Annotated in this window: 19 protein-coding genes; 7 read left to right on the forward strand and 12 right to left on the reverse strand. The window is 65.5% G+C overall.

Annotation, left to right across the window (positions count from 1 at the left end; all coding sequences use genetic code 11):
• Positions 1-54 precede the first annotated feature (54 nt).
• Positions 55-2,454 carry an endopeptidase La gene (lon, locus tag BM002_RS03390; RefSeq protein ID WP_425431823.1) on the reverse strand — a complete coding sequence of 800 codons (2,400 nt, stop codon included), beginning with the start codon at positions 2,452-2,454 and terminating at the stop codon, positions 55-57.
• A 441-nt stretch (positions 2,455-2,895) separates the two neighbouring features.
• Here lon and BM002_RS03395 point away from each other — a divergent pair, with 441 nt between their 5' ends.
• Positions 2,896-3,594, forward strand: coding sequence for a hypothetical protein (locus BM002_RS03395; RefSeq protein WP_092777295.1), 699 nt, complete (start codon positions 2,896-2,898; stop codon positions 3,592-3,594).
• A 72-nt stretch (positions 3,595-3,666) separates the two neighbouring features.
• Here BM002_RS03395 and BM002_RS03400 read toward each other — a convergent pair whose 3' ends face one another.
• Positions 3,667-4,752 carry a hypothetical protein gene (locus tag BM002_RS03400; protein WP_217641139.1) on the reverse strand — a complete coding sequence of 362 codons (1,086 nt, stop codon included), beginning with the start codon at positions 4,750-4,752 and terminating at the stop codon, positions 3,667-3,669.
• A 148-nt stretch (positions 4,753-4,900) separates the two neighbouring features.
• A complete protein-coding gene (gene tgt / locus BM002_RS03405) occupies positions 4,901-6,031 on the reverse strand; it encodes a tRNA guanosine(34) transglycosylase Tgt (RefSeq protein ID WP_092777299.1) in 1,131 nt (376 codons plus the stop codon).
• A 273-nt stretch (positions 6,032-6,304) separates the two neighbouring features.
• Between tgt and BM002_RS03410 the strand changes: the two genes are divergently transcribed.
• The 5 genes from BM002_RS03410 to tpiA all read left to right on the forward strand — a co-directional run bounded on the left by BM002_RS03410 (position 6,305) and on the right by tpiA (position 9,358).
• Positions 6,305-6,889, forward strand: a complete 585-nt coding sequence (locus BM002_RS03410) for an outer membrane protein (RefSeq protein ID WP_092777301.1) — start codon at positions 6,305-6,307, stop codon at positions 6,887-6,889.
• A gap of 94 nt (positions 6,890-6,983) precedes the next feature.
• Positions 6,984-7,721 carry a helix-turn-helix transcriptional regulator gene (locus BM002_RS19420; RefSeq protein ID WP_217641140.1) on the forward strand — a complete coding sequence of 246 codons (738 nt, stop codon included), beginning with the start codon at positions 6,984-6,986 and terminating at the stop codon, positions 7,719-7,721.
• A gap of 81 nt (positions 7,722-7,802) precedes the next feature.
• Positions 7,803-8,168, forward strand: a complete 366-nt coding sequence (locus BM002_RS03420) for an SUF system Fe-S cluster assembly protein (protein WP_092777305.1) — start codon at positions 7,803-7,805, stop codon at positions 8,166-8,168.
• 65 nt (positions 8,169-8,233) lie between these two features.
• On the forward strand, positions 8,234-8,602 hold the full coding sequence (locus BM002_RS03425) for a HesB/IscA family protein (RefSeq protein ID WP_092777307.1): 369 nt from the start codon (positions 8,234-8,236) through the stop codon (positions 8,600-8,602).
• A gap of 33 nt (positions 8,603-8,635) precedes the next feature.
• The gene (gene tpiA, locus BM002_RS03430; protein ID WP_092777309.1) at positions 8,636-9,358 is read left to right on the forward strand and encodes a triose-phosphate isomerase; all 723 of its coding nucleotides are present in this window, start codon (positions 8,636-8,638) and stop codon (positions 9,356-9,358) included.
• Between the two features lie 63 nt (positions 9,359-9,421).
• Here tpiA and BM002_RS03435 read toward each other — a convergent pair whose 3' ends face one another.
• The 5 genes from BM002_RS03435 to BM002_RS03455 form a co-directional block, all read right to left on the reverse strand.
• Entirely contained in the window at positions 9,422-10,861 is a 1,440-nt protein-coding gene (locus BM002_RS03435) for a TRAP transporter large permease (RefSeq protein WP_092777311.1), read from the reverse strand.
• Between the two features lie 3 nt (positions 10,862-10,864).
• On the reverse strand, positions 10,865-11,554 hold the full coding sequence (locus tag BM002_RS03440) for a TRAP transporter small permease (protein WP_092777313.1): 690 nt from the start codon (positions 11,552-11,554) through the stop codon (positions 10,865-10,867).
• An 82-nt stretch (positions 11,555-11,636) separates the two neighbouring features.
• Complete coding sequence (locus BM002_RS03445) at positions 11,637-12,632, reverse strand: DctP family TRAP transporter solute-binding subunit (RefSeq protein ID WP_092777315.1); 996 nt, start codon at positions 12,630-12,632, stop codon at positions 11,637-11,639.
• 163 nt (positions 12,633-12,795) lie between these two features.
• Complete coding sequence (locus tag BM002_RS03450) at positions 12,796-14,010, reverse strand: sigma-54-dependent transcriptional regulator (RefSeq protein WP_092777316.1); 1,215 nt, start codon at positions 14,008-14,010, stop codon at positions 12,796-12,798.
• The gene (locus BM002_RS03455) at positions 14,007-15,680 is read right to left on the reverse strand and encodes an ATP-binding protein (protein ID WP_092777318.1); all 1,674 of its coding nucleotides are present in this window, start codon (positions 15,678-15,680) and stop codon (positions 14,007-14,009) included. The genes BM002_RS03450 and BM002_RS03455 overlap by 4 nt, the downstream gene beginning before the upstream one ends.
• 77 nt (positions 15,681-15,757) lie before the next feature.
• Between BM002_RS03455 and BM002_RS03460 the strand changes: the two genes are divergently transcribed.
• Positions 15,758-16,915 carry a cytochrome P450 gene (locus BM002_RS03460; RefSeq protein ID WP_092777320.1) on the forward strand — a complete coding sequence of 386 codons (1,158 nt, stop codon included), beginning with the start codon at positions 15,758-15,760 and terminating at the stop codon, positions 16,913-16,915.
• Between the two features lie 7 nt (positions 16,916-16,922).
• Here the strand turns inward: BM002_RS03460 and BM002_RS03465 are convergent, their stop codons facing one another.
• The 4 genes from BM002_RS03465 to BM002_RS03480 all read right to left on the reverse strand — a co-directional run bounded on the left by BM002_RS03465 (position 16,923) and on the right by BM002_RS03480 (position 22,324).
• Complete coding sequence (locus BM002_RS03465; RefSeq protein ID WP_092777322.1) at positions 16,923-17,750, reverse strand: CE1 family esterase; 828 nt, start codon at positions 17,748-17,750, stop codon at positions 16,923-16,925.
• A gap of 65 nt (positions 17,751-17,815) precedes the next feature.
• Positions 17,816-18,214: a hypothetical protein gene (locus BM002_RS03470; RefSeq protein ID WP_092777324.1), complete on the reverse strand. Its 399-nt coding sequence runs from the start codon at positions 18,212-18,214 to the stop codon at positions 17,816-17,818.
• On the reverse strand, positions 18,211-21,069 hold the full coding sequence (uvrA, locus tag BM002_RS03475; protein ID WP_092777326.1) for an excinuclease ABC subunit UvrA: 2,859 nt from the start codon (positions 21,067-21,069) through the stop codon (positions 18,211-18,213). The genes BM002_RS03470 and uvrA overlap by 4 nt, the downstream gene beginning before the upstream one ends.
• Positions 21,070-21,196: 127 nt before the next feature.
• The gene (locus tag BM002_RS03480) at positions 21,197-22,324 is read right to left on the reverse strand and encodes an MFS transporter (protein WP_175484790.1); all 1,128 of its coding nucleotides are present in this window, start codon (positions 22,322-22,324) and stop codon (positions 21,197-21,199) included.
• Positions 22,325-22,403: the final 79 nt, after the last annotated feature.

Raw genomic sequence — 22,403 nt, forward strand, 5'->3', positions numbered from 1 at the left:
GACGGCGGACGCGAAAAGGGCCCCACGAGGGGGCCCTTTCCTTGATCTGGTGGATCAGTGGGCAGTGGCGGCCTGGCCCCCACCCTGCGCCGCCTTGGCGGCCAGCGCAGCAGCCTCTTCGGCGGCCTCGTCCCATTCGATCGGCTCCGGCGTCTTGGTCAGGGCCAGTTTCAGAACCTGCGACACGTGCTTCACGGGCACGATCTTGAGCCCGTTCTTCACGCTGTCGGGTAATTCGGCCAGGTCCTTCTCGTTCTCCTCGGGGATGAGAACGGTCGTGATCCCGCCCCGAAGTGCGGCCAGAAGTTTCTCTTTCAGACCGCCGATGGGCATCGCATTGCCGCGAAGCGAGACCTCGCCGGTCATGGCGATATCGCGACGCACCGGGATCCCCGTCAACGACGACACAATGGACGTCACCATGGCCAGACCGGCCGACGGCCCGTCCTTGGGTGTGGCGCCGTCGGGCACGTGGACGTGGATGTCCATGCTGTCGAACTTCGGCGGCTTGATCCCGATCTGCGGCGCGATGGAGCGGACATAGCTGCTGGCGGCGTCGATGCTTTCCTTCATCACGTCGCCCAGTTTGCCGGTCGTCTTCATCCGCCCCTTCCCGGGGAGTTTCAGCGCCTCGATGTGCAGCAGGTCGCCGCCGACACTGGTATAGGCAAGCCCGGTGACCACCCCGACCTGATCCTCCATCTCGGCCAGGCCGTAGCGGTACTTCTTGACGCCAAGGAAATCGTTCAGGTTTTCCTTCGTCACGTTCACCGACTTGTCCTTGCGCCCGACGATGCGGGTCACGGCCTTGCGGGCGATCTTGGCAAGCTCACGCTCCAGGTTCCGCACGCCCGCCTCCCGGGTGTAGGTGCGCACCATCTCCTGCAGGACATCGTCCGAGATCGAGAATTCGCCCTTGCGCAGGCCGTGGTTCTTGATCTGCTTGGGCAGCAGGTGCTGCTTGGCGATCTCGACCTTCTCGTCCTCGGTGTAGCCGGCCAGACTGATGATCTCCATCCGGTCAAGAAGCGGGCTCGGCATGTTGTAGGAGTTGGCCGTCGTCAGGAACATCACGTTCGACAGGTCATATTCGACTTCGAGGTAGTGATCGACGAAGGTCCCGTTCTGTTCGGGGTCCAGCACCTCCAACATGGCCGACGCGGGGTCGCCCCGGAAATCCTGACCCATCTTGTCGATTTCATCGAGCAGGATGAGCGGGTTGGTCGTCTTGGCCTTTTTCAGCGCCTGGATGATCTTGCCGGGCATGGAACCGATATAGGTCCGACGGTGACCGCGAATCTCGCTCTCGTCGCGCACACCGCCGAGCGAGATGCGGATGAACTCGCGCCCCGTGGCCTTGGCGACCGACTTGCCAAGCGACGTCTTGCCGACACCCGGAGGTCCGACAAGGCAGAGGATCGGGCCCTTCAGCTTGGCCGAACGCGCCTGAACCGCCAGATACTCGACAATCCGTTCCTTGACCTTCTCAAGACCGTAGTGATCCTTATCAAGGACTTCCTGGGCCTTGTTGATGTCCTTCTTGACGCGCGACTTGGTGCCCCACGGGATCGACAGCATCCAGTCGAGGTAGTTGCGCACCACCGTCGCCTCGGCCGACATGGGGGACATGTTGCGCAGCTTCTTGAGCTCCGCATCCGCCTTGTCACGGGCTTCCTTGGACAGCTTGGTCGCGTTGATGCGGCCTTCGAGTTCGGCCACCTCGTTCTGGCCATCCTCGCCGTCGCCCAGTTCCTTTTGAATGGCCTTCATCTGCTCATTCAGGTAATATTCGCGCTGCGTGCGCTCCATCTGGTTCTTGACGCGGCTCTTGATGCGCTTTTCGACCTGCAGGACGGACATTTCGCCCTGCATCATGCCATAGACCTTCTCGATCCGGTCGGACACGGTCAGCATTTCCAGCAGTTCCTGCTTCTGCCCGACCTCGATCCCGAGGTGGCCAGACACCAGATCGACCAGCTTGGCCGGGTCCTTGGCTTCCGACACGGCGCCAAGCGCCTCTTCGGGGATGTTCTTCTTGACCTTGGCGTAGCGCTCGAATTCCTCGGCCACGCTGTTGATAAGCGCGTCGATGGTCGCATCGTCGCCCCGCACTTCGGTCAGGGTCGTGGCTTCGGCCTCGAAGAAGCTTTCGTTGTCGATGAAGCGCGTGATCTTGACCCGGCGACGCCCCTCGACCAGCACCTTTACGGTCCCGTCAGGCAGTTTGAGCAATTGCAGCACATTGGCCAGCACACCGACGCGGTAGATCCCGTCGGTCCCCGGCTCATCCGCCGAGGGGTCGACCTGGCTGGACAGCAGGATCTGCTTGTCCTGGGCCATCACCTCCTCGAGGGCGCGGACCGAGCGGTCCCGTCCCACGAAAAGCGGCACGATCATGTGGGGGAAGACCACGATATCGCGCAGCGGCAGCACGGGATGTATTGAATTCGTCATCATCTATCCTTTCGCAAAGGCCCCGTGCCCCGAACGCGGCGGCTTGGGGGCCCTTCGTTGTCCTGCTCTAATTGGGGTGATCTGACAGCGACTTCAACGGCAGCCGTTCTGGCAATCGTTCCCGGTTGGTTCATGACTCTAGGGGGCCATTCGGGCGGCGCAAGGGGAAGCATTGCATTCGCGACAGGTTTTAGCCGGGCGGCAACGGGCTTCCCGCGATGCGGCGACTTGGCCGAAACGGGCCAATCAGGGCCTTCGCGCCACTTTGTTCGCGACCGGGAACCAATGCTGCGCAGAAATCCGGCCGTTTCGCGACGGTTGTCGTCAAGTTTATTAGGATACTACTTATTAACCAATATCTTAAGCATGTTTCAGAGGATTTGCGGGTCTTCCAATCTTCGCTACACTGAGGTCACGACGCCGCCCGAATCCCGGTGCTTGATGCTGGGTAACGACACAGTCCCCATCTGCGAGTCCCTCGTGATCCACGCCACGTTCCCAACCGGCCCCCTTGCCCCCGTCCAGGCGATCCCCGTCGCCCATGTCCGGGACCTGCGTGCCGCGCAGATGGCGGCGGCGCGGGCCGAGAAACTTGCGGCGTCCCGGGCTCTCAAGCGGACGCACCACATGCGCGGCCATGTCCGGCGGGTCCAGCCGGTCTGGGACTCCGGGCCTGCGACGAATCTGCTGGCGCTGGCCTTGGCTGAATACGCCCGCATCGGCAACTTTCAGGGCGCCCTCGTTGGCAGCCCGGACTTCATCAGCCGCCTCGACGACAGCGGCGCCCTGACCTTTCGGCATCGCGACGGCAACATCCTGGGCACGTTCGAGCGCAAGAAGGCGAACATCCGCATTCGAGGTGCCGAGGCCGGGATGGTGATGCGCGATGTCGTGTCGCTGTTCTGCGACGGCCCGGCCGGACGCCCGGAACTGGCGACGATCGGCGCGCGCGGACGCACCGTCCACATGGCCAAGTCAAGCCTCTGGGGTGACCGCACGATGCGCTATGCCTGCATGGAACAGGGTGTCTCGGGAAGCGGCAAACCCGAGGCGACGCTGCTGCTGCGCCCGCTTGCCGCGCCGGTCCTTGTCCTGACGGACCCCATCGAGCTGCCGAGCCGCCGCGTCCTTAGCGCCTGAACCACCCCTGCTTACCGAAAACGCCGCGCCCGTTTCCGAGCGCGGCTTTTCTTTGCCCCGAAGGCTGTACCGTTACCGGAACTGCCGCGCGATGATCGGCAAGGCGCGTTCGGCCCGTCCCAACTCACCCGCGTCGAAACCGTCGCTATGCTCCATCCAGGACACGCCAAGAGCGCTCTTGCCGCGCAGGAACGCCCCCTGCCCCGGAACATATTTGCCATAGAGCTCCTCGACCCGGTTCAACACGTGGCTGCCGGGCGCGCGATAGCCGATCTTGACGCCGCCGCCATGGCGAGTGCCATTGCTGCCGGCCCGACGCTCACGCGGATAATTCGGATCGCTCGGCATCTGGGAGATGCTGCCCGCGTTGCGCCAGCCCGTCCGGCTCGAATTGCCTCCCCAATCCTCGTAGGACGTCATCTTGTAGTCCATCGACAGAAGGATCCCCATCCAGAGCGAAAGCTCCAGCGACTCGGCCGCCCTGACGTGACTGGGAACTCGGCTGCTCATCGGGGCGTCTTGGATGAAGCGGCTTCGGCCCAGGGCAGCCGCCACAGCGTTCCTGTCGGCCTGCGACAGGGACGAAGAGCGCAGGTTTCTGGCCATCGTCAAAAGGAAGCTGGAATGCGCCCGGACCCAGGTATCGAGCTCCAGAAAGAACTTCATCTCCGACTTCATCTCGGTCATCGCGGCCTGGAACGGGTTGGAGGTCAGTCCCGATGCGGCGGCGTTCGTCAGCGACTTGCTGATCTTGCCGGTCACGAAATCGAAGGCCTCGCCCAACATGTAGCGCGATGCTTCGCTGTCGAGCACGTGGTCGGCGGCCCGGTACAACAGCCGCTGGTTGCCGCGCAGAACAAGGCGCAGCGACGCATCGCCGACGGCCCGTGACAGGGTCGCGTGGCCCATTCGCGCCGTCATCCAGCCCCCGACGGGGATGGTGACGGCGATGCTGATGAGGCTCGCGAAAAGCTCGGCCCGGGCCCTGTCCGAGGCCTGTTGCCTTTCGATGGTGCCCTTCACCGCATTGAAGGCGTCGCTGTAGGCGCTGGAGAGCGGATTCCGCCAGTGCAGCATATGCTGTCCGTGCGCCCAATTGGTATCTGCTTCAAGATCGGCGACGGTATAGGAACCGCCAGAACCGGAACGTGGTGCCATTGAGAAATCTCATTTTCAAAGTATCTATGGCGCGCAGTTAACGCCAAGACAGCTTGCGAATGCAACCTGTTTGGCCGGGTGTCCGGGCCGTTGTTTCCGTCTGCGGACCAGCCGGTCACATGGGTGATATCTGTTCCCCGAGCAGGCTCTAGACGGGCTCGATATCACCCGCCGCCCGCAAGGCGTGAAACCCCGATTCCCACGTCGCGAAGGTGCCTTCGGCGATGGCTGCGCGCATCTCGGCCATGATCTGCTGGAAATAATGCAGGTTGTGCCAGGTCAGAAGCATGCCCCCGATCATCTCTTGCGAGCGGATCACGTGGTGCAGGTAAGCGCGGGAATACCCGGTGCAGGCGGGGCAACCGCAAGCCTCGTCCAGGGGGCGCGGGTCGTCCGCGTGGCGGGCGTTGCGCAGGTTGACCTGACCGCGCCGCGTCCACCCCTGCCCGGTGCGCCCCGACCGCGAGGGCAGGACGCAATCCATCATGTCCACACCGCGCTTGACGGCGCCCACGATATCGTCGGGCTTGCCCACCCCCATCAGGTAGCGTGGCTTGTCTTCGGGCAGCTGTCCCGGCGCGAAATCCAGCACGTCGAACATCGCCTCCTGCCCCTCGCCCACGGCCAACCCGCCGATGGCATAGCCTTCGAACCCGATGGCGCGCAGGGCCGCGGCGCTCTCGGCCCGCAATTCCGGGTCGAGGCCGCCTTGCTGGATGCCGAACAGCGCGTGACCAGGCCGGTCGCCAAAGGCCGCGCGCGACCGCGCCGCCCAATCCATCGACAGCCGCATCGACGCGGCGATCCGGTCGCGGTCGGCGGGCAAGGCGGGGCATTCGTCGAAGCACATGACGATGTCGCTGCCAAGAAGACGCTGGATCTCCATCGACCGCTCGGGAGTCAGGCGGTGCCTGGACCCGTCGATATGGCTTTTGAACGTCACACCATCCTTGTCGAGCTTGCGCAGCGCGCCAAGGGACATGACCTGAAACCCGCCGGAATCGGTCAGGATCGGTTTGTCCCAGTTCATGAAATGATGCAGCCCGCCCAACCGGTCGATCCGCTCGGCCGTGGGGCGCAGCATCAGGTGATAGGTGTTGCCCAGAAGGATGTCCGCCCCCGTGGCGGCAACCGACTCGGGCAGCATCGCCTTGACCGTCGCCGCCGTGCCCACGGGCATGAAGGCAGGCGTCCGGATGTCGCCCCGCGGGGTCGAGATGACGCCGGTGCGGGCCTGACCGTCGGTGGCGCCGAGCGCAAAACTGAATCGCTTGCCCATCTGGGGGTCCTTTTGCTTCGGCCGGAGGGAACCGGCGGCACCTTGCCCGAACACCGGCAAGATCGCGCTGCCCCATAGCAGCCTCGTTACAGGCCTGTCACCCTTCTGGCGGGCCGCCGCGCAACCGGGATCGGGCATCGGCGGTCGATGGCCCATCCCGAAGTCGCGATGGAACGGGCCCTTCATTCGGGACGTTTCCCCCATAGCTCGACAGAGCAGCCCCCGCCCGGGTTACCGGACAAGGGGGCAGAGCAGATAAAAAGGAGACTACCCATGAAACGTCATTTGACGCTGATGATCCTTCCGCTTCTGGCCACCCCGGCCTTTGCGGGAAACATCGCCCCGCCGCCCGCCCCGCTGGAACCGGCCCCCGTGTTCGTCGACCCTGCCCCCGTCGGATATGATTGGAGCGGTTTCTCGGTCGGTGCACAGATCGGTTACGCAGACGCGAACGCCACCGGCGGCCTCGAGGGCGAGGGCGCGATCGGCGGTTTGCGGGCCAACTATGACCTCGATCTGGGCAATTGGGTCGTTGGCGCCGGGATCGACTATGACACCACGAACATTGATCTGAGCGGCGCAGCCACCGTCGACAACGTTCTGCGGGTCAAGGGCCGTGCGGGCATTGATGGCGGCCGCAACCTCTACTACGCGACCGCCGGCTACGCCCAGGCCGAAACCGATCTGATCGGTGACGGCGACGGATATTTCGCGGGTCTCGGATACGAGGTTTTCGTGACCGACCAGCTGACCGTCGGCACCGAGGTGCTTTATCACGAGTTCGATGACTTCGACGGCGCCCCCGGTGTCGAGGCCGACGCCACCACGGCGCAGGTCTCGCTCAACTGGCGGTTCTGAAACCGTCTGCCTCGGGCGCCGGAAAACAGCGCCCGGGGCATCTTCCCTCTTTGACGACAAGCGCTTAGACTGCGTCTTAGGGGGACGTTCGGCAATGCTTTACGACAGATGCGCCGAGATCGAGGCGCTGTCCGACGCGGATGCCGTCTGGCGCAGGGCAATCGACATCCTGGCGGACGAAGGCATCCCGGTGGTTATGCACCTGGCCTCTGCTCCGGACCGCAGCGACGTGCGGGTGATGACCACGACGCCAGAGATCCACGCCGCCGTGCCGCCCGCAGACGATCCGTTTCTGGAGCATTGTTGCAGCAGTTACCGGATCACCCACACCGGCGCCGCTTTTCTCGACGATTATCCCTATCTTCCCGACATCGCGCGCGACTTCATCAAGGCCGCCGTGTCCCATGGATTTCGGTCCGGCCTCGGCATTCCCATGCGGCTGGAAGGCTCGCCCCGATTTGGCGGATTCAACCTGGGCAGCCCGTTGGACAGGGTCGCATTCGAGGCGCAGATCATCCCGCGCGAAGAGGAGTTCCGCCTGTTCTGCCTTGTCGTTCACCGCAGGCTTGAGGAATTGTCGACGCCGCCGCCCGTGGAGGGGGAAGACCTTTTCCGGCACCTCCTCCTGTCGCCGCCGGCGTCCCGCCTTGACGCGCTCAGCCCTCGGGAGCGCGAGGTTCTCTATCTTCAGGCGCGGGGCCTGTCCCGCAAGGAAGTCGCGCGCATGTGCGGCATTTCCCCCCATACCGTCGCCGAATACACCGCCAACGCCTATCGCAAGACGGGCATCCGCAACCGGGCCGAGGCGGCACGGGTCGTTTTCGGCGCCTGATGCGCCCTGCGGGCCTGCGCCCCCCTTTACCCGGCAGCGCACAATCCTTATCTTTTCACTCGACAACTGTTGGGACATCCGATGACTGCTGAGCAGAATGACCGCCTCGAAGGGACGCCGCTGATCGCGCCGTCGACGACCGATCACCCGCTGCACGAACCCGTGGTCGAGGCGTGCCGGTCGGTGTTCGACCCGGAAATCCCGGTGAACATCTTCGACTTGGGCCTCGTCTATACCATCGACATCGGGTCCGAGAATGACGTCCGCGTTCTGATGACCCTGACCGCGCCCGGCTGTCCCGTGGCGGGCGAGATGCCCGGTTGGGTGGCCGATGCCGTGTCCTCCGTGCCCGGCGTCAAGACCGTCGATGTCGACCTCGTGTGGGAGCCGCCCTGGGGCATGGAGATGATGTCCGACGAGGCCCGCCTGGAACTGGGCTTCATGTAGACCACCCCCGCACCCCTTGAGCGTGGACCCGAGGAGGCCTAGGTTCAAGTCAAAGGAGCGCCAAGATGTTCGCTATCCCCGGCCAATCCCCCGTGACCGTGACCCCCGCTGCCGCGGCTCAGATTGCCCGCCTCATGACCCGGCAGAAGGCCGCGGGGCTGCGCATCGGCGTCAAGAAGGGCGGCTGCGCGGGCATGGAATACACCATGGACTATGTGACCGAGATCGAGCCGCACGACGAAGTGGTCGACCTTGACGGCGGTGCGCGGGTTATGATCGCGCCCATGGCGCAGATGTTCCTGTTCGGCACGGAGATCGACTACGAGACGTCCCTGCTGGAATCGGGCTTCAAGTTCCGCAATCCCAATGTCGTCGACGCCTGCGGTTGCGGCGAGTCGATCAAGTTCGACGAGTCTCTGGGCACCTCCACCTGATCGCGCTATCCCCTGTGCAAACAGGAGGATCCCATGACGAAGAAAATCGCCGCCGGAAACTGGAAGATGAACGGGCTGGTGTCCGATCTCTCGGACATCCTCGATATCGACAGACAGATCGAAGGGCTGGAGTGCACCACGGTGATCTGCCTGCCCGCGACGCTGCTCTATGCGTCTGACGGCGATCCGCGTCAGCGGGTGGAGATCGGTGGCCAATACTGCCACCCCGCCGCGTCCGGCGCGCATACGGGCGACATTTCCGCGCCCATGCTCGCCGACGCGGGCGCCACCTGGTGCATCACCGGCCATTCCGAACGTCGGACCGACCGGAACGAGACCGACGCCGACGTGCGCGCCCAGACCGAGGCCGTCTGGGCCGCAGGCATGACCGCGATCCTCTGCATCGGCGAGACGCTGGCGCAGCGCGAGGCGGGCGAAACGCTTGCCGTCCTGACCGCGCAACTTGCCGGATCGCTGCCCGAAGGGGCCACCGCCGACAACACCGTCCTTGCCTATGAACCCGTCTGGGCCATTGGCACGGGCAAGGTCGCCAGCCCCGAACAGGTGGCCGAAGTCCACGACGCCCTGCGCGCGCAGGTCGGGGCGGACATGAGCCTGCTCTATGGGGGGTCCGTGAAGGCCGCCAATGCCGCCGAGATCTTTGCCCTCGCCAACGTCAACGGCGGGTTGGTGGGCGGGGCCAGCCTCAAGGCCGCGGATTTCGTGCCCATCGTGCAGGCCCTTGCGGCGTCCTGACGGGGCACGACCATCGCCGAGACAAATGACGGGCGGGCATCGCAAGGATGCCCGCCCGTTCGTCTATTTGATGATGAGTTCCGGTCCCATGACCAGCGTCGGCAACCAGGTCGAGATCGCCGGAATATAGGTCACCATGATCAGGAAGATGAACAGCACGCCAAGGAACGGCAGGGCCGCCTTGACCACGGCCATCATCGACATGCCCGCCACGCCCGACGTCACGAAGAGGTTCAGGCCGACCGGCGGGGTGATCATCCCGATTTCCATGTTCACCACCATGATGATGCCCAGATGGATCGGGTCGATTCCCAGTTCGATGGCAATAGGGAACACCAGCGGCGCGACGATGACCAGAAGGCCCGATGGCTCCATGAACTGACCGCCGATCAGCAGGATGACGTTCACCATGATGAGGAAGGTCACCGGCCCCAGACCCGCGCCGAGCATGGCGTTGGCGATGGACTGCGGGATCTGCTCATCCGTCAGGACGTGCTTGAGGATCAACGCGTTGGCGATGATGAACATCAGCGTGATGGTCAACTTGCCCGCATCCAGCAGGGTGTCGCGCGTGTCGCGGTGGAAGAACGCCGTGATGAGGGCCTGCGGATGCGACAGCAGCGATTTCGGCGTCCCCATCGGGGCATCCATGCCCTCGGCCACGGCCGCGCCCACCGATTGCGCGGGCTTCGCGGCCAGCGGGCCGATGTCGCGATAGACGAACATGGCCACGATGAAGGCATAGACCGATGCGACGGCCGCAGCCTCGGTCGGCGTGAAGATCGCGCCGGTGACCCCCGGAATGCCATAGATCCCGAGCATGATGATCGCAATCAGCATCAGGCCCCAGAACGCCCCCCGGAACGATGCGCCGACCTCGGCCCATCCGGCGAAGTCGCCCTTCGGCATGTTCCGCTTCACGGCGATGATATAGATCGCGACCATCAGCATGAAACCGGCCAGAAGGCCCGGGATGACGCCTGCAAGGAACATGCGCCCGACCGACACATCGGTGGCCGAGGCATAGACCACCATCACGATGGACGGCGGAATCAGGATGCCGAGCGTGCCCGCGTTGCAGATCACGCCTGCCGCGAACTCCTTGGTATAGCCCGCCTGCTTCATCGCCGCGATGACGATGGTGCCGATGGCGACCACGGTGGCGGGCGACGACCCCGACAGGGCGGCGAACATCATGCAGGCAAAGACGCCCGCGATGGCGAGGCCGCCCCGGAAATGCCCGACGCAGGCGATGGAGAAGCGGATGATCCGCCGCGCCACGCCGCCCGTCGACATGAAGCTGGACGCAAGGATGAAGAACGGAATGGCGAGCAAGGTATAGTGCCCGGCCATCGCTTGATAGAAGGACTGCGCAATCGAGGCGAGCGAGGTGTCCGAAAAGGCCAGCAGGAAGACGATCGAGCTGAACCCGAGGGAGACCGCAATCGGCACGCCAAGCAGCAGCAGGCCGACGATCATCACGAAGAGAAGAACGACTTCCATGGCTCAGGCCCCCTGACGCTTGAGAGTTTCGGCGGCCTCGGCCACCTCGTCTTCGGCTTCGTGGCTGACGATCAGCGACGACCGCGTGCCCCGGGCGACGGCCACGACGGCCTGGACGACACGGAACAGGATCAGGGCGGACCCGAAGGGCAGGATGAAATAGGGCACGACGCGCGGCATCTTTTCATAGACCTCGCCTTGGTTGATCAATGGCTCCAGCCAGCCGAACAGCCAGCGGAGCGGCGGCACCTGGTCGGTCACATACCATGCCTGATCGCGTGTGTTTTCCCACCCGGTCGGGAACCACTGCCCCGACGTGCGGTCGAGTGCGGCAAACGGCGCCCAATAATCCCACGACCCCTTGAGGAGCAGGAAGGCATAGGCAATCGTCACCGCCCCCGCCAGCAGGGCACAGATGCGCTTGCCCCGGTCCGGCAGCAGGTTCGTGACCGCGTCCACCCCAAGGTGCGACGTGATCTTGAAGGCATAGCTGACGCCAAAGATCACCAGCCAGGAGAACAGGATCAGGATGACTTCGAGCGACCAGATCAGGGACGAGTTGAAGGCATAGCGCAACACGACATTCACGAAGGCAAGCAGCGTCATTAATCCAAGGAGGACCGCAATGGCCGTCTCCTCGAATTCATGGACGAAGCGCCCGATCCGGCCTTTCGGCTCAAAACGTGTTCCCATGATCACCCCTCCCCTGGACGAAATCCGGTCGCGCGCCCCCGGGATACGGGGACGCGCTGTCTTTGGGCCGTGAGGCCCGGGCTTAGTTCGAGTAGCTCGCGGCGGCGTCGATGACGTCCTGGCCAATGCCTTCGGCAAACTGCGCCCAGACCGGCTTCATGGCCTCGACCCATGCGGCCCGCTGCTCGGGGGTCAGCTGGCGGACGACGCCGCCGGCGGCCAGGATCTGCTCCTTGGCTTCCTCGTTGACGCGGGTCGACTCGGAGTTGCGGGCCTCGGTCACCTCGTTGAGGATCGTCAGGAACTGATCCCGCACATCCGCGTCAAGGCTGTCGAGCCAATCGACGGGCGCCACGACCAGATAGTCGATGATGCCGTGGTTGGTCTCGGTGATGCCGTCCTGAACCTCGAAGAACTTCTGGCCGTGGATGTTCGACCAGGTGTTCTCCTGCCCGTCGACAACGCCCGTCTGGAGCGCGCCGTAAACTTCGGCAAAGGCCATCGGCTGCGGCGAGGCGCCGATCGCTTCCATCTGGGCGACCAGAACGTCGGAGGGCTGAACCCGGAACTTCAGGCCGTTGGCATCCGTCGGCAGCTCCAGCGGGACGCTTGCAGACATCTGCTTCATGCCGTTGTGCCAGAAGCCGAGGCCCTGAAGGCCGCGACGCTGCATGGAATCGAGCAGTGCCTGACCGTCCTCGGAGCTCTGATAGGCGTCGACCGCGTTGATGTCCTTGAACATGAAGGGCAGGTCGAAGACCTGGAAGACCTTGGTGATCGGCTCGAAAAGCGACAGAGACGGCGCGGCAAGCTGCACGTCGCCCTGAAGCATCGCCTCGAGCACCTGTTCGTCGGTATAAAGCGTGGAGTTCGGGAAGATCTCCATGCACATCGTGCCGTCCATCTCGGCGTTCACACGCTCGGCCAGAAGGGCGGCAGCAATGCCCTTGGGGTGCCGGTCGGTGTTGGTCACATGCGAGAACTTCACGACGATTTCGCCGTCGTCACAGGCGGCCTGCGCCACTTGTGCGGTCATCGTCAGAGCCAGCGCCACGGCTGTTGTAGTCAGGAACTTCATATCTCTCTCCCTAGAGTCGGCACATCCTCCCGATGCGCTTCTGGGGCAAGGCTACAATCGGAATCGCCGGGGTAAAGATCGAAGTTTGTTGGTGGTTCGACTATAACTTCGTCAATGTCTTACGGGTCGATCTTAAAGCGCTGCATCCGCCCCGTGCGGGTTTTCACACACCCTGATCGGGGCGAAAGTCCTCGGGGCGCAGGGCATGACGCGCCAATTTGTCGTAGAACGTCTTGCGCGGCAGGTCGAGATCGCGGGCGGCGGCGCTCGCCTGCCCCTCGTGACGGATCAGCGTCTCGATCAGGATCGACTTTTCCACCGCGCGCATCCGGTCGGCCAATCCCGCCCGCGGCGTCCCCGGCTCATCCTCAAGGCCCATGGCATAGCGCATCGCGTGGTTCATCAGGCCGCGCGCGTTCCCCGGCCAATCCCGCGCCATCAGCCGCGCCTGAACATCCGGCGGCACCTCGGGCACGGGCAGGTCGGCCTGTTCGCAGGCCTGGGCAAGATAGTGCTGAAACAGCACCGGAATGTCCGTCGGCCGGTCGCGCAGGGGCGGAATGTGGACGCGCAACGCTTCCAGCCGGAACGAAAGGTCGGGAATGACGGTCCGCGACAGGGTGGCGGCCTTCTGGTTCGTCGCCAGCAGCAGGCGCGCCCCGGTTTCGGGCAATTGATGTTGCAACGCGGCGGGCAGCGCGTCGATGTGGTCGATGAAGAGGCTCCCGCCATCGGCCAGCGCCAGCGCCTCGGCCAGGGATACCGCATCGAGCGCCGGGGCCGTCCGCTTGACGAAGGGCCCGCCCGCCCGCTGGCTCATCAGGTGGATGACCTCGGCGACCTTGGAGGTGCCGGTGCCCGGCTCGCCGTGGATCAGCACGGCATCGGTTCCCCGGGCGACGGTGCGCACCGTCTCGCGCAGGGCGATCGACTGCGGCGAGGCCCCGGCCAGCATCCGCGCGGCCACATCGCCACCCTCGAGCGCGCTGCGGGCCTTGCGGGCGGTCAGGGTCGCGCGCCGCAGGTCCAGCGCGCGGCGCACGGTCGACACCAGCTCGTCGGGATCGCAGGGCTTTTCGAGGAAGGCAAAGGCCCCTTCGGCCATCCCGCGCAGGGCCGTTGGCACATCCCCCTCGCCCGTCAGCAGGATCACCGGCAGATCCGGGTCCATCCGTCGCGCCACGGCCAGCAGGTGAAACCCGTCGCGCCCCGGCATCCTGATGTCGCTGACCACGACACCTTGCAGGTCGCGGTCCAGACGGGGTTGCGCGGCCAGATAGCTGCCCGCCTGGACCACCCGCAGGTCCGCAAGCTCCAGCGTCTGGGACAGCGCCTCGCGCACATGGATGTCGTCCTCGACCAGCAGCACGTCGATCATGCGGCATCCTCCTGCGTCGCGGCGACGGGCGGCAAGGTGACCGAGAACTCCGCCCCGTCCCCCGTGTTGCGCCCGCGAATGGTGCCCCCGAAGCCCGCCACGATCCCATAGCTGATCGACAGGCCAAGCCCGAGGCCCGCCCCGACTTCCTTGGTTGTATAGAAGGGGTCGAAGATCTTTTCGCCATTCTCGAGCCCGGTCCCCGTGTCCCGTACCGTCAGGCAGGGCGGATTGTCGGCAAGCGTCACGGTCAGAACCTTTTCGGCGCTCTGCTCCATGGCGTCGATGGCGTTGCCGATCAGGTTGACCAGAACCTGACCCAAGCGCACCTCGCCGCCCATGGCCAGCACGGGACCGGGGTCGAGGATCAGGCGCGTCTCGATCCCGGCCTCGCGCCTGCGCGTCTCGGTGATCTCCAGCGCCGCCTCGACGACGGTGGCGAGGTCGGTTTCGACCGCGTCCTGCGGCTCGGCCCGGGCAAAGGACGACAGGTTGCGGATGATCCGCCCCATCCGCCCCGCCAGGTCGCCGATACGTTGCAGATTGCCGGCCGAGGCTTCGGTGTTGCCGCGTTCCAGAAAGGTCACGGCATTCTGCGCAAAACTGCGGATCGCCATGAGCGGCTGGTTCAATTCGTGGCTTATGCCCGCCGACATCTGGCCCAGGGCCGACAGTTTGCCCGCCTGCACCAGATCGGCCTGCGCGCGCGTCAGACGGGCCTCGGCCTCGCGCCGTTCGCGCACCTCGTCGGTCAGGCGGGCGTTGGCCTCGGTCAGGGCCTGTGTGCGATCCAGCACCCGCGCCTCGAGCTGCATGTTGGCCCGGGCCAGCACGCGCCGCCGCTCCCACAAGAAGATCAGCGCCGCGCCAAGCACCAGAAGCGCCGCTGCCGCCGCCTGCGCCCGGGCCAGGGCCAGTGCGCGGGCCGGGGCGGTATCGAGCAGGACCTCGGCGGTCAGGCCAAGCGTCTCGACCGGGATTTCGAGGTGCAGGGCGTCGCGCGGAATATACCGCCCCGCCTCGATCACGCGGATATCGTGGCCCTGGAACGGACGCAGGTCCTGCGGCGGTGGGCCGGCCAGCAATTCCTCGCGGTTCGAAACGACGACGCGCCCCGCCTTGTCGGTGAAGTAAATCGCGAGCGGGTCGCCGCGCCAACTGCTCTCCAGCGTCGGAAGATCGCGCACCACGGCCACCGCCCCGGCCATGCGGCCATCGCGCCCGAACACCGGCGCACCATGGGCCAGCGACCGCCCCGTCGGCATCGGGCCAAGCCCGAGCGCGCCATGCCGCGTGCGTTGAAACCACTGCGTTCCCGACAGATCGCCGGCTGTGCCTGCCGAGGACGCCAGAACCCGGCCCGTGCGGTCGACGACAACGATGTCGGACGCCCCGGATCGGTCGGCGAAATGCTGAAGCCGAAGGGGCGAGATGCTGACATCGTCGGGGCGCAGAACACCGAACCGAAGGGCCGGATCCTCGGCCAGGATGACGGCCAGATCTCGGGTCCGCTGCAATTCCAGCCGCAGCCTGTCGGCGGCCAGGTCGAGGTCTGAGCGCCCCTTGGCGTCCAGCGCCGTCAGCGCCGTGCCAAGCGTCGTCCACCAGACCGCCGTCGCCAGCAGAGCGGTGGCCAGAACATAGAGCAGGATGGCGAAGGCGCGGTGCATGGGCCGCAGACTAGGGCCTTGGCATCGACGGGCCAAGGGTGCTTGACGCGCCGCCACGCCCCGGCCACCCCTGCGGAATGGAAACCTTCGACCAATGCCCGACCGACCCCGCCTTCGTGCAGGACCCCTACCCCTTCTATGACCGCCTGCGCGCCGCCGGGCCGCTGTCGGTCTGGCGCGACTACGCCATGCCGGTCGCCTCGGGGCACGCTGTCGTGGGCGCGTTGCTGCGCGACCGGCGGTTCGGGCGCGAAGACCCGTTCCCGCCGCCCCGCCCCGACCATCAGGCGGGCTTCTGGGCCATCGAGGATCACTCCATGCTTGAGCTGGAGCCGCCGCGCCACACGCGCCTGCGGTCACAGGTGCTGCGCGCCTTTACCTCCCGCCGCATCCAGGCCCTCGGCCCCGAGATCGCGGCCCTGGCCCACAGCCTGATCGACGCTTTTCCGGCGGGTGAGTTCGACCTGCTCGACGCCTTCGCGCGGCCCCTGCCCGTACGCGTCATCGCCCGCCTTCTGGGCGTCCCCGAGACGGATGCCCCCCTGCTTCTGAGGTGGTCGAATGCGATGGTCGGCATGTACCAGGCACGCCGGACCCAGGCCGACGAAGTGGCCGCCGCAAGGGCCGCCGGCGAATTCACCGCCTATCTGCACGACATCTTTCGCGCGCCACAGCCGGACAGCCTGATCGCGCAGCTTCTGACCGTGTCGACCGAAGGCAAGCTGAGCCCCGAAGAGGTCACGGCGACCTGCGTCCTGCTGCTCAATGCGGGTCACGAGGCGACGGTTCATACCCTTGGCAACGGCGTCGCGGGGCTATGCTCGGCGGGTCTTTGGGGGCACCCCGTCACCGCCGACCTGGTGGAGGAGGTGCTGCGCCATGATGCCCCACTGCACATGTTCACCCGCTACGCGATGGAAGACCTCAGCCTTTTCGGCCACGACTTCGCGCGCGGCGACAGGGTCGGCCTGCTGCTTGCGGCGGCGAACCGCGATCCGGCGGTCTATGACGACCCTGCCTGTTTCGACGTGGCCCGTTATCCCGAGGCGCCCGTCTCGACCAGTTTCGGCGCCGGGCTGCACTTTTGCCTTGGCGCGCCACTGGCGCGCCTGGAACTGCTCGAAGGGCTGCGCGTGCTGGCCGAACGCTGCCCCGGCCTGACGGTGGCCACCCCGCCGCGCTACGCCGACATCTATCATTTCCACGGGTTGGAGCGGCTGGAGGTTCGGCGCTAGCGCGGGCCTATTCGCCCTGACCCTCGAAGAAGTCGCGCGCCAGGTCGGTCCAGCCGCGGGGCAATCCGTGGCCGCCGTCGTGCATGACGAAGCGAACGCGCCCCTCGGCCTCGCAGGAGGCATCCCAGTCGCGGATGCGGAAGCGGTCGTCGATGGTGATCTCGTCCGGGTTCGACCGGCAGCCGTTCCGGTCGCGCGCATAGCCGAGCGAATCCCAGACCGACCCCTGATGCCAGTCACGGATGCCGCGTCCTTCCAAAGGCACCTGCCCGTCGGCAAAGCCATGGACCTGCATCACCGGCAATCCCGCAAGGCCCGCGCATTCCGTGGGGTTCGGGCGACGGAGCGCCCCGGCCACCGACACCATGCCCGCCAGTCTGTCGCCCGCCTCGCAGGCAAAGAGCCAGGCCATCGACCCGCCTGCCGAAAACCCGCTGGCAAAGATGCGGTCTCGGTCCAGCGGAAGGCGCGCGGCCACGTCATCGAGGATGGCCACCGTCAGCGCCACCTCGTCGCGCGGGGCACCGACGCGGGCGGGATTGGAGCGGAAGTTCTGCCCCTCGCGCATAGGCCCGTTGGGCGCGATGAGCAGGTAGCCGCGGTCGGCAAAACTGTCGTTCAATCCGGCGGACCGGAATATCTGCGCCCCCGATCCGCGGTGGCCGTGAAAGAAGATCAACGCAGGGAGCGGCGTCTCCCCGTCCCAATCGTCGGGCACCACAAGATGATATGACCCCTCGCCCACCTCGCAGGCCGCATCGGGGCCGCAGGGGGTGATTTCGGTTTGGGCAAGAGCGGGGCCCGCAAGAAGCAGCAGGGCAAGGATCATACGCATCGCACCAGAGTGCGTGTCCGCCGCGCCGCGTCAACTGCCCGATGATCACGTCACTGAGATTGTGCCTATCGGATCCGGAATTCCGGAGTCCCGCGAAGCTGCGGGTCGCTGGCGATCGACAGGCAATGGCGCAGCAAAAGCCCCATGTCGATGCGGGCCTGCGGACTGTCGGGCATGGTCTGCCAATGCTCTGCCGTGCGCGCCGCAATGGCTTCGGAGCGGCTTGCCCCGTCGAAACCGCTTGCGCGTTCGAGGAAGTCCGGAACGGCTTCGGTCAGGAGCGTTTGGAGCGCCGCATCCTCTACCTCGAGAACCGAAAGGAATCCGCTGCAATAAGCGGTCCCCCGGGTCCAGCCCGAGGATGCACCGGTTTCGCCCATGAGAACGGTCACCCGGTCGGTTTCGGTCTGGGCAAAAGCCGGCCCGGCAATCAGGATCGCGCAGACGACGGACGCGCGTGTCACTCCGCCGCGACCTTGCGGCCCGCGAGCATGGGTTTCAGGTAGCGCCCCGTATGGCTCCCCTCGACCTCGGCGATCTGTTCGGGCGTGCCGGTCGCGACCACTTCGCCGCCGCCGTCGCCGCCTTCGGGACCGATGTCGATCACATGATCGGCGGTCTTCACGACGTCGAGGTTGTGTTCGATCACCACGACCGAATTGCCCTGATCCACCAGTTCGTGCAGCACCTCGAGAAGCTTGCGCACGTCTTCGAAATGCAGACCCGTCGTCGGCTCGTCCAGGATGTAGAGCGTCCGCCCTGTCGAGCGTTTTGACAGCTCTTTCGACAGCTTCACGCGCTGCGCCTCGCCACCTGACAGAGTCGTCGCCTGCTGCCCGACCTTGACGTAGCCCAGACCCACGCGCATCAGCGCATCCATCTTCTCGCGGATTGAAGGCACCGCCTTGAAGAACTCCTGCGCATCCTCGACCGTCATATCAAGAACGTCGGCTATCGACTTGCCCTTGAACAGAATTTCCAATGTCTCGCGGTTGTAGCGCTTGCCTTTGCAGGTCTCGCATTCGACGTAGACGTCGGGCAGGAAGTGCATCTCGATCTTGATGACGCCGTCACCCTGACAGGCTTCGCAGCGCCCGCCCTTGACGTTGAAACTGAACCGCCCGGGCTTGTAGCCGCGCGCCTTGGCCTCGGGCAGGCCCGCGAACCAGTCGCGGATCGGGGTGAAGGCCCCGACATAGGTGGCGGGGTTCGACCGGGGCGTGCGCCCGATGGGCCGCTGGTCGATGTCGATGACCTTGTCCAGATGCTCCAGGCCCTTGATCGTCTCGCAGGGGGCGGGCGTCTGGCGCGCGCCGTTCAGCTTCATGGAGGCCGTCTTGAACAGCGTCTCGATGGTCAGGGTGGACTTGCCGCCCCCCGATACGCCGGTCACTGCGACGAACTGGCCCAAGGGGTAGTCGACCGTGATCCCCTTCAGGTTGTTGCCCGTCGCCTTGACGACACTGACCTTTTTCTTGTTCCCGGCCCGACGCTTGGCGGGCACGGTGATCGCGCGACGACCGGCCAGATAGTCGCCGGTGATGCTGGCGGGGTTCGCCATCAGATCCTTGGGCACGCCATGCGCCACGACGGTGCCGCCATGCACCCCCGCACCCGGGCCGATATCATAGACGTAATCCGCCTCGCGGATCGCCTCTTCGTCGTGTTCGACCACGATGACCGTATTCCCCTGATCCCGCAGGTTCTTGAGCGTGGTCAGCAGGCGGTCGTTGTCGCGCTGGTGCAACCCGATGCTGGGCTCGTCCAGCACGTAAAGCACGCCCGTCAGGCCCGAGCCGATCTGGCTGGCCAGGCGGATGCGCTGGCTTTCGCCCCCCGACAGCGTCCCGGCGTTCCGGCTGAGCGTCAGGTATTGCAGGCCGACGTTGTTCAGAAACCCCAGGCGTTCGCGGATTTCCTTGAGGATGGCACGGGCGATTTCGTTGTTCTGCTTGCTCAGTTGCCCGGGCACCGCCTCGCACCAGTCCAAAGCCTCGCGGATGGACATCTGCACCACCTGCCCCACATGCAGCTTGCCGATCTTGACGGCCAGTGCTTCGGGCCGCAGGCGATAGCCCTCGCAGGCACCGCAGGGGCGGTTGTTCTGGAAGCGCTCGAACTCTTCGCGGACCCAGTTGCTGTCGGTTTCCCGGTAGCGGCGTTCCATGTTGGGGATGACCCCCTCGAAAACGCGCGTCACCTCGTAGACGCGGCCGCCCTCGTCATAGCGGAACTTGATCTTCTGGGACCCGGAGCCGCGCAGGAAAACGGTCTGCACCTGTTCCGGCAGGTCCTTCCAAGCCAGCTTCTTGTCGAAGCCATAATGCTTGGCGATGCTGTCGATGGTCTGGATGAAATAGGGGGACTTGCCCTTGTTCCAGGGCTCGATCGCCCCCTTGGCGAGCGTCAGCGTGACATCGGGCACCACCAGACGTTCGTCGAAGAACAGCTCCATTCCCAAGCCGTCACAGGTGGGGCAGGCGCCGAAGGGCGCGTTGAAGGAAAACAGGCGCGGCTCGATCTCGGGAATGGTGAAGCCACTGACCGGACAGGCGAATTTCTCGCTGAAGGTGATGCGCTCGGCGTCGCCTTCCTTGGGTGCGGTCTCCAGGATGGCGATGCCGTCGGCCAGATCGAGCGCGGTGCGGAAGCTGTCGGCCAGCCGCGTCTCGAGGCCTTCGCGCACGATGATCCGGTCGACCACGACATCGATGTCATGGCGGAACTTCTTGTCGAGGTCGGGCGGGCTGTCGAGGTCGTGGAACTCTCCGTCGACCTTGACCCGCTGGAAGCCCTGCTTGCGCAGCTCCAGCATTTCCTTGCGGTATTCGCCCTTCCGGTCGCGCACGATGGGGGCCAGCAGGTAACCCCGCGTGCCCTCCTCCATCGCCATGACGCGGTCGACCATGTCCTGCACCTGCTGCGCGGTGATCGGCAGGCCGGTGGCGGGGCTATAGGGCGTGCCCGCACGCGCAAACAGAAGGCGCAGGTAGTCGTAGATTTCCGTGACCGTGCCCACGGTGGAGCGCGGGTTCTTGGACGTCGTCTTCTGCTCGATGGAAATGGCGGGCGACAGGCCGCTGATGTGATCCACATCCGGCTTCTGCATCATGTCGAGGAATTGCCGTGCATAGGCCGACAGCGATTCCACATAGCGGCGCTGCCCTTCGGCATAGATCGTGTCGAAGGCGAGCGACGATTTCCCTGACCCCGACAGGCCGGTGATGACCACAAGCTGATCGCGCGGGATGTCGACATCCACGCCCTTGAGGTTGTGTTCGCGCGCGCCGCGCACTTCGATGAATTTCTGTTCGGCCATGTCGCCCCCGAAAGCTGCGCGTCACTACCTAGTCGGCGGGGCGCGGCTTGCAATCCGTTCCACACGGGATTCGGGTGGAACATTTACGGAACGTTTACCACCTGCCCCGGTCCGGCGCCAGCCCGGCCTATCTGTGGCCCCGTGCCAGCCGCAGGCCGGTCCAGACCGACAGGACGCCGCCCAGAAGGGCCGCCGCCCCCGCGACCGTCATCAGCACGCCCAGACCGCCCGTTGCCGCAAAGGCCAGAACCGGCGTGCCGGTGACGGTGCCGAGGTTGCCAAGCTGCGCAATCGCCCCCGTCGCGCGGGCGCGGTCCCCGGGCAGGATGTTGAGCGCCGGGATTGCCGCAAAGCTGGCCCCGGGAATCAGGCCCATGGCGGCGAACCCCACCTCGACCGCGCCCGGCAGGCCGAAGGCCGTTCCCAGAAGGCCGAGCAGGGTGCCCAGGTAGCCCGCCGCCGCGACCTTCCACGGCGCGAACCAGCGACAGACCGCACCACCGGCCAGCGTCGTGGCCAGCGTGACCAGTGGCAGAACGGTCGCAAGCCCCGGCCGTCCAAGCATGTTGGGCACAGTCGCGATTAGTGCGATGAACAGGAATGTGTAGCAGAAAAAGCCAAGCCCGGGCGCGACATAGCTGAGCCGCCCATAGATCGCGCGGTGCATCGCCACCGGCTCAAGAACGACGGCATGGGGCACCGACCGCGGCAACCGCCGCCACAGGACCGCCGCCAGGATCAAGAGGCCCAAGCCATGCAGCGCGAACAGCAGCGGCAGACCCCCTTGCGCCAGAACGAACGGGAACAGCCAGCCCGACAGGGCCAGTGACGCCCCGAAGAACACCGCCCAAAGGCCCATGACCAGCGGCCTGTCCCGCTCGGACGCGGCGGCGGCCATGAGCGGCGGCCCGGCGACCACGAGGCAGAGATGGGCGACCCCCTCCACCACGCGCGTCGCCGCAAAAAGCCAAAGTGGCGGCATCAGTGCCTGGATCCCCGACATCGCGGCCCCGAGGATCAGCCCCGCCAGGAACGTCCGCGCCAGGCCGAACCCCGCCGCCAAAGCCCCCGCCATCGCGCCAAAGACCAAGCCGACCAGCCCGACCAGCGACACCATGAAGGCCACTTGCGGCACCTGCCGATCAAAGGCCACGCCGACCTCGGGCAAAGTCAGGGTGATCTTGCCGAACTGTGCCGCCGCAAAAAGCCCGGCCACGAAAATAAGAGCCACAAGGCCGGGACGTGTGCGTTCCATGACCCCGTCATGACAGCTTCGCGCGTCCTCTGCGACCCCGGTCGATGACCCGGCAATTTCCAAGAAGTCGTCAAAATGT

The organism is Jannaschia pohangensis, from assembly GCF_900113875.1.
GTDB classification, from domain to species: Bacteria; Pseudomonadota; Alphaproteobacteria; order Rhodobacterales; family Rhodobacteraceae; genus Jannaschia; species Jannaschia pohangensis.

Coding starts and splice junctions, on each gene's coding strand:
- lon (WP_425431823.1), bottom strand. CDS start 2,454: ATGACGAATTCAATACATCCCGTGCTGCCGCTGCGCGATATCGTGGTC.
- BM002_RS03395 (WP_092777295.1), top strand. CDS start 2,896: ATGCTGGGTAACGACACAGTCCCCATCTGCGAGTCCCTCGTGATCCAC.
- BM002_RS03400 (WP_217641139.1), bottom strand. CDS start 4,752: ATGGCACCACGTTCCGGTTCTGGCGGTTCCTATACCGTCGCCGATCTT.
- tgt (WP_092777299.1), bottom strand. CDS start 6,031: ATGGGCAAGCGATTCAGTTTTGCGCTCGGCGCCACCGACGGTCAGGCC.
- BM002_RS03410 (WP_092777301.1), top strand. CDS start 6,305: ATGAAACGTCATTTGACGCTGATGATCCTTCCGCTTCTGGCCACCCCG.
- BM002_RS19420 (WP_217641140.1), top strand. CDS start 6,984: ATGCTTTACGACAGATGCGCCGAGATCGAGGCGCTGTCCGACGCGGAT.
- BM002_RS03420 (WP_092777305.1), top strand. CDS start 7,803: ATGACTGCTGAGCAGAATGACCGCCTCGAAGGGACGCCGCTGATCGCG.
- BM002_RS03425 (WP_092777307.1), top strand. CDS start 8,234: ATGTTCGCTATCCCCGGCCAATCCCCCGTGACCGTGACCCCCGCTGCC.
- tpiA (WP_092777309.1), top strand. CDS start 8,636: ATGACGAAGAAAATCGCCGCCGGAAACTGGAAGATGAACGGGCTGGTG.
- BM002_RS03435 (WP_092777311.1), bottom strand. CDS start 10,861: ATGGAAGTCGTTCTTCTCTTCGTGATGATCGTCGGCCTGCTGCTGCTT.
- BM002_RS03440 (WP_092777313.1), bottom strand. CDS start 11,554: ATGGGAACACGTTTTGAGCCGAAAGGCCGGATCGGGCGCTTCGTCCAT.
- BM002_RS03445 (WP_092777315.1), bottom strand. CDS start 12,632: ATGAAGTTCCTGACTACAACAGCCGTGGCGCTGGCTCTGACGATGACC.
- BM002_RS03450 (WP_092777316.1), bottom strand. CDS start 14,010: ATGATCGACGTGCTGCTGGTCGAGGACGACATCCATGTGCGCGAGGCG.
- BM002_RS03455 (WP_092777318.1), bottom strand. CDS start 15,680: ATGCACCGCGCCTTCGCCATCCTGCTCTATGTTCTGGCCACCGCTCTG.
- BM002_RS03460 (WP_092777320.1), top strand. CDS start 15,758: ATGGAAACCTTCGACCAATGCCCGACCGACCCCGCCTTCGTGCAGGAC.
- BM002_RS03465 (WP_092777322.1), bottom strand. CDS start 17,750: ATGCGTATGATCCTTGCCCTGCTGCTTCTTGCGGGCCCCGCTCTTGCC.
- uvrA (WP_092777326.1), bottom strand. CDS start 21,069: ATGGCCGAACAGAAATTCATCGAAGTGCGCGGCGCGCGCGAACACAAC.
- BM002_RS03480 (WP_175484790.1), bottom strand. CDS start 22,324: ATGGAACGCACACGTCCCGGCCTTGTGGCTCTTATTTTCGTGGCCGGG.